The organism is Nostoc sp., from assembly GCF_054880495.1.
In genome coordinates this window covers 1-5,889 of record NZ_JBTYKD010000249.1, presented here as the reverse complement: position 1 = coordinate 5,889, position 5,889 = coordinate 1, and the positions used below count along the sequence as shown (strand labels likewise).

At 44.5% G+C, this 5,889-nt stretch carries 7 protein-coding genes and 1 tRNA gene; 7 read left to right on the top strand and 1 reads right to left on the bottom strand.

The window, feature by feature from the left end:
- From ACYTXL_RS23370 to ACYTXL_RS23350, 5 genes are all read left to right on the top strand, one after another.
- The coding region (locus tag ACYTXL_RS23370; RefSeq protein ID WP_461926813.1) for an nSTAND1 domain-containing NTPase at positions 1-2,232 on the top strand (2,232 nt) is incomplete at its 5' end.
- 273 nt (positions 2,233-2,505) lie between these two features.
- Positions 2,506-3,108: a hypothetical protein gene (locus tag ACYTXL_RS23365; protein WP_461926812.1), complete on the top strand. Its 603-nt coding sequence runs from the start codon at positions 2,506-2,508 to the stop codon at positions 3,106-3,108.
- A 111-nt stretch (positions 3,109-3,219) separates the two neighbouring features.
- Positions 3,220-3,465: a DUF433 domain-containing protein gene (locus ACYTXL_RS23360; RefSeq protein ID WP_461926811.1), complete on the top strand. Its 246-nt coding sequence runs from the start codon at positions 3,220-3,222 to the stop codon at positions 3,463-3,465.
- The gene (locus ACYTXL_RS23355; protein ID WP_461926810.1) at positions 3,465-3,707 is read left to right on the top strand and encodes a DUF5615 family PIN-like protein; all 243 of its coding nucleotides are present in this window, start codon (positions 3,465-3,467) and stop codon (positions 3,705-3,707) included. The genes ACYTXL_RS23360 and ACYTXL_RS23355 overlap by 1 nt, the downstream gene beginning before the upstream one ends.
- A gap of 174 nt (positions 3,708-3,881) precedes the next feature.
- Positions 3,882-4,097: a hypothetical protein gene (locus ACYTXL_RS23350; protein ID WP_461926809.1), complete on the top strand. Its 216-nt coding sequence runs from the start codon at positions 3,882-3,884 to the stop codon at positions 4,095-4,097.
- 123 nt (positions 4,098-4,220) lie between these two features.
- Here ACYTXL_RS23350 and ACYTXL_RS23345 read toward each other — a convergent pair.
- Positions 4,221-4,293 (bottom strand) — tRNA-Val (locus ACYTXL_RS23345).
- A 127-nt stretch (positions 4,294-4,420) separates the two neighbouring features.
- Between ACYTXL_RS23345 and ACYTXL_RS23340 the strand changes: the two genes are divergently transcribed.
- Complete coding sequence (locus tag ACYTXL_RS23340; protein WP_461926808.1) at positions 4,421-5,005, top strand: metal-binding protein; 585 nt, start codon at positions 4,421-4,423, stop codon at positions 5,003-5,005.
- Positions 5,006-5,045: 40 nt separating this feature from the next.
- Entirely contained in the window at positions 5,046-5,864 is an 819-nt protein-coding gene (gene mazG / locus ACYTXL_RS23335) for a nucleoside triphosphate pyrophosphohydrolase (RefSeq protein WP_461926807.1), read from the top strand.
- Positions 5,865-5,889: the final 25 nt, after the last annotated feature.

Below are 5,889 nucleotides of genomic sequence, written 5' to 3'. Positions count from 1 at the left end.
GAACTCCGTTCATCCACCTTTGAACCGGATGCATCCACCTCAGAACTCCGTTCATCCACCTTTGAACCGGATGCATCCACCTTTGATACTCAAAATCCCCATTCTTTACTCGCCGCGTCTTCTTTACTCCCTAGTGCAGACGCGATGAATCGCGTCTCTACAAATTCTCTAATTACTCAACTACGCGAAAACGAACAGCGCAACCTCCGCACGGTGCTAATTTTTGATCAATTTGAGGAATTTTTCTTTGTTTACACCGAACCTGCACAAAGGAAGCAATTCTTTGAGTTTTTGGGAGAGTGTCTGAATGTTCTATCGGTGAAAGTTATCTTATCGCTGCGGGTAGATTACATCCATTACTTGCTGGAGTGCAATGATTTGCCCAGCCTCAAGATTATTGGCAATGACATTCTCAGTAATAATGTGCTTTACAAGTTGGGGAATTTCTCGCCTGCTGATGCGAACTCAATTATTCAGCGTTTAACTGAAAATACTAGCTTTCGCTTAGAACCTATTTTAGTTGAACAACTGGTGGTAGATTTAGCCGGAAAATTGGGTGAAGTTCGTCCCATTGAGTTGCAGATTGTGGGGGCGCAACTGCAAACGGAGAATATTACAACTCTGGCAGAATATCAGCAGCGTGGCACTAAGGACGAATTGGTTAAGCGTTATTTGGAAGAAGTTGTTAATGATTGCGGTGAAGAAAATCACCAAGCAGCAGAAATATTACTGTATTTGCTGACGGATGACAAAGGAACTCGCCCTCTGAAGACTCGCGCTGAGTTGGAACGCGATTTGATGCCGTACTTATCGGAGATCCCCCCAACCCCCCTTAAAAAGGGGGGCTTTATTCTTTCAACCCCCTTAAAAAGGCGATCGCCGCAAGCGGGGGGATCAGAAGCTAGGGGGGAACAAGCTTCTGAAATCAGTAAATTAGATTTAGTGTTAGAAATTGTTGTCCAATCTGGCTTAGTGGTTTTGCTACCAGAAAACCCTTTTGACCGTTATCAACTGGTACACGACTACATCGCCGCTTTTATTCGCCAGCAACAAGAACCGAAGTTAAAGCAGGTGATGGGGGAACTGGAAAAAGAACGAGAACAAAGAAAACTGAGTGATGCAAAACTCAATAGCTTTCTCAAACGCGCCCTTTTTGGTTCAGTTGCAGCCGGAGTCGTCTTAGCTGGGCTAACATTTAAAGCCTGGGATGCAGCAAAAACGGCAGAACAGGAAACAAAACAAGCTGCAATCAGTGAAATCAACGCCCTTGCTAACTCATCAGCCACCTTTTCTGCCTCTGGGCAAATCTGGGATGCACTGACAGAAGGCTTAAAAGCGGGCGGAAAACTGAAAAATTCCGGGAAGGTGGCGGTAGATACCCAGATACGGGTTGTGGGAAGTTTGCAGAAAGCTGTGTACTTACAACCAGAGAACAAATTCCAAGAACTGAATACATTAGAAGGGCATAGCAGTTGGGTCAATAGCGTGGTGTTCAGCCCCGATGGGCAAAGGCTGGCTTCTGCAAGTTTTGACAACACGATAATTATATGGAATTTGGATTTAAATAAGTTAGTCAAAGATGGTTGTCGCTTGCTCAACAACTATTTGGTTGTCCATCCTGAAGTGCTGCAAGAACTAACGGAATGCCAAACTCCGCCTCGGCTGGTGCAAGCCGCTACAGTATTAGTTATCCAAGGTGAGAAGCTAGCGCGAAATGAAGACGTTGATAATGCGATTACCAAATTCCGCCAAGCTCAGCAGTGGGATGCTAATTTGAGATTTGAACCCCAGGTAAAAGCACAAGAGTTTGTCAACAAAGGCAAGGCTGAACGCTCAGTTGATGAAGGAAACAGCCGCTTACGAGAGAAAAAGTTTAAAGAAGCACTAGCAGCTTATACCGCAGCTCTCAAGTTTGATCCAAAAGTCGAAATTCCTACTAATTCTTGGAATACAATATGCTGGGACGGGAGTCTGCAAAAACAAGCCGCCGATGTTTTACCAGCCTGTGATAAAGCCGTTGCACTTGCACCTGAAGATGGCAGAATTCGTGATAGTCGTGGCTTGGCTAGGGCGCTGACAGGCGACACTCAAGGGGCGATTACTGACTTTGAGGCATACATCGCCCAGCCTCAGGATAAAAATAGTAAAGCACAACGGCAGCGCTGGGTGAAAGATTTACGGGCGGGGAAGAATCCGTTTACAGATGCAGAGATTAAGAAGTTACGGAATTAGTGAGACATTGTGCAAAAAAATGAAGTTATCTCACTTTTGTAAAACTGCGATGCTCCGGTTCAATAGGGCTAAGATTGAGTTATAGCAATATGGAATAGACGAAATATAGCGAAGCGATCTATATGCAATACAGTTTGACCTCTCTCCAAACCTCTCTCCTAAGAGGAGAGAGGCTTTGAATCCTACTCCCCTTCCCTTGTAGGGAAGGGGCTGGGGGTTAGGTCTCTATTTAACTAAACTGAGAACTGCTATAGATAATCACAAGGTAAAAGCATGGCATACAGCGATTTTAGTCTCGCTAAGGTGAAAAAGAGTTTTGACTTAAGACTCGATGAAACTCAGAATTTATTTGCTGATACAAAACCTGTTACACCATCAGAAACCCTCAGAACGATTTTAATAGATTACATTCCTTTAGCAACTGCAATTTCAACCGAAAAAGCTAGGTCAGAGTTTTTAATTGCACCAATCCTCGCAGAGGTCAGACGATTATTAAATAATCAAATCTCACTGTTTTCTGGGAATGAATTTAATGTGGATGCGACTCAAGGCTTGCAAGGTTTTTGCGATTACATCATTAGCAATTCTCAGGAGCAATTATTTCTTTCTGCTCCGGTAATGTTTATTTTTGAGGCGAAAAAAGAAGATATTATCGGCGGTCTTGGTCAATGTGTAGCGGCAATGATTGCGGCGCAGTTGTTCAATCAAAATCAAGGCAATGAAGTTGGGCGGATTTATGGCTCGGTTACGACTGGAACTAACTGGAAGTTTTTATTTTTAGAAGAAACGACTGTTTATATAGATTCGACTGAGTACTATATTAAAGAAGTTGATAAAATTATGGGTATTTTATTGCAACCTTTTGGGCTTGTTTGAATATATAGCAGGCGATAATCTTTTCCCCAAGCGGACTATCTTACTGGTGGGTTGGCGCAGCCCAACCTAGGCATCGCTCATAATGGATGAAGCCCATAAAGGTAAACTGGTATGGATTGGAGAACTTATATTCATTCAGACCCGAAAATTCTCCTTGGAAAGCCTATCGTTAAAGGAACGCGGCTATCCGTGGAATTCATCTTGGGGTTGTTTGCCGAAGGTTGGACAGAACAGCAAGTCACAGAAAGCTACCCAACTCTCAGCACTCCTGCAATTCAAGCCGTGTTCGCGTTTGCGGCAGAGTGTCTCAAAGAGGATGTATTCTACACACCGTTGCTGTCTACTGAGGCCAGATAATGCGGTTTCTGGCGAATGAAAACTTCCCATTGCCCAGTGTGCGGCTGCTACGGCAAGCGGGCTATGATGTCGCTTCGGTGACAGAGGATTCTCCTGGGATTGAAGATACAGAGGTTTTGACTCGTGCAGCTAATGACCAATGGGTGATTCTAACGTTTGATCGCGACTACGGCGAACTCATCTATCGCTTAAAATTACCATCACCAATGGGTGTGATTTATCTCCGGTTTCCATACTCCTGAGGAGCCAGGCACACTGTTATTAAATTTACTACAGATAGAAGGATTGCAATTTGAGAAGCGGTTTACGGTAGTAGAGCGCAATCAGATTCGCCAGCGTCCTCTGCCGTAGTTAGCCGTAGGTGTTGGGTGTGAGTCTAAGATTGACTTATCACAATATATTAAGAGAGATTAAAGATGCTAAATGCGGTTGAGTTTCAAGCAAAGATTCAAAATGGTTTAATTCACATTCCCGATGAGTACAAACAAGAACTCGGTGAAGGGGATGATATTAAAGTAATCGTTTTGGTGAAGAAAAAATCATCTCCCAGAAGAGACATAATTGATGAATTAACAGAGAATCCTGTTCAAGTGGATGGTGTACTCAACCGTGAGGAAATTTATAACCAATAATTATGAGTCTATTCTGAAGATATGCAAGATGGGTTAGTCGTAGCTGGTCAATTAGAGATTATGAATCCATTTAAAAAAGGCTAGAAACCGCATCTAAGCTGTCTCTAGCCTTAATTTACTTAATGGGCAGTACCAGACTCGAACTGATGACGTCCTGCTTGTAAGGCAGGCGCTCTACCAACTGAGCTAACCGCCCAATCCTTAACTAATATAGCAAAACATTTCAGATTCCGCTAGTAGTTTTAAGAAAATCTTTTTTTCTCTTATACTGACTCAGTATTCAGCACGGGCTAAACGCCCCGCTATCGCTAACAGGATTTAGGATGCCCTCTGGTCGGACGCACGATCGCATTACTATGTATACTCTGCCCTTGGTGGCGGGCGTTACTTTCTGGCAAACTCGCAGTAGCAATGTGACTTTGTTGGTTGCAGGCGGGTTTCTCTTTGGAGGGCTGATGTTTGGCCCGGATTTAGATATTTACTCTGTGCAATTTCAACGCTGGGGTTTCTTGCGCTGGATTTGGCTACCTTATCAAAAAAGTCTCCGTCATCGTTCTTTTTTATCCCACGGGCCGATTATTGGCACGATCCTACGGGTAATTTATCTGGGGTGTTTGCTGGCTATTTTGGCAATTTTCCTTTTGACGATCGCCCAAAAGCTGGGGAATCTCAGTTTTACTTGGCAGGATTTGGGGGGAACTGTCTGGCGATCGCTCGTGGATTATGATACTGAATATATCGCTTTGTTTTTGGGCTTGGAACTCGGTGCGATGAGTCATTCTCTGTGCGATTGGGGCGGTTCGGCATACAAGCGGTTTCAAAAACAGGGGGTTCGGGGGTTGCTTCCTAGTGGCAAAATTAAGAAGCGGAAGGTGAGGAGGAGTAGTCGGACTAAGGTAAAGAAATGAGTTTTTAAACGCAAAGGGAAGCGCGGAGGGACGCAAAGGTATGGAAAATCAAGATGAGAGTTTGGTGGCTTTGCAGGAATTGATTGAGGTGGTGGCGAAGTTGCGATCGCCTGATGGTGGTTGTCCTTGGGATTTGGCGCAAACTGCCGAAACGCTGATGCCTTATGTGATTGAGGAAGCTTATGAGGTGGTGGACGCAATTAAGGGTGGGGATCAAGAAGCGATCGCTGAAGAGTTGGGAGATTTACTATTGCAGGTGGTATTACAAGCCCAAATCGCTAGCGAATCTGGACAATTTTCTCTCAAAGAAATAACTCAGGGGATTTCCCAAAAGTTGATTCGCCGTCATCCCCATGTGTTTGGTGATGTGTCGGTGGCAAGTGTGGATGAGGTGCAGCAAAATTGGGAACAAATCAAAGCTGCGGAAAAAGGCGAAGTATCTCCAGATGCACAAAAACTTAGTGCTAAACTCGCTCGTTATGGGCGTACTCTTCCCCCACTGACGGCGGCGATGAAGATTTCTCAAAAGGCGGCGGCGATCGGCTTTGAATGGGAAAATATTCAGGGCGTCTGGGATAAGTTTTATGAGGAGTTGGGGGAGTTTCAACAGGCTTTGGCTGAGGAAACACCAGAACGACAAGAAGCAGAATTAGGCGATTTACTATTTGCAGTTATTCAGCTAGCCCGTTGGCATCATCTTGACCCTAGCACCGCTTTGCAAGGCACAAATCAGCGATTCGTGCAACGTTTAGAAAAAATGGAGGCAGCTGTTGATCGTCCCCTTTCTGATTACAGTTTGGATGAGTTAGAAACTCTCTGGCAACAGGCAAAAGCCCAACTTGCTAAAGAAGGCTCATAAGTCAATAGATCCCGCGATCGCTACG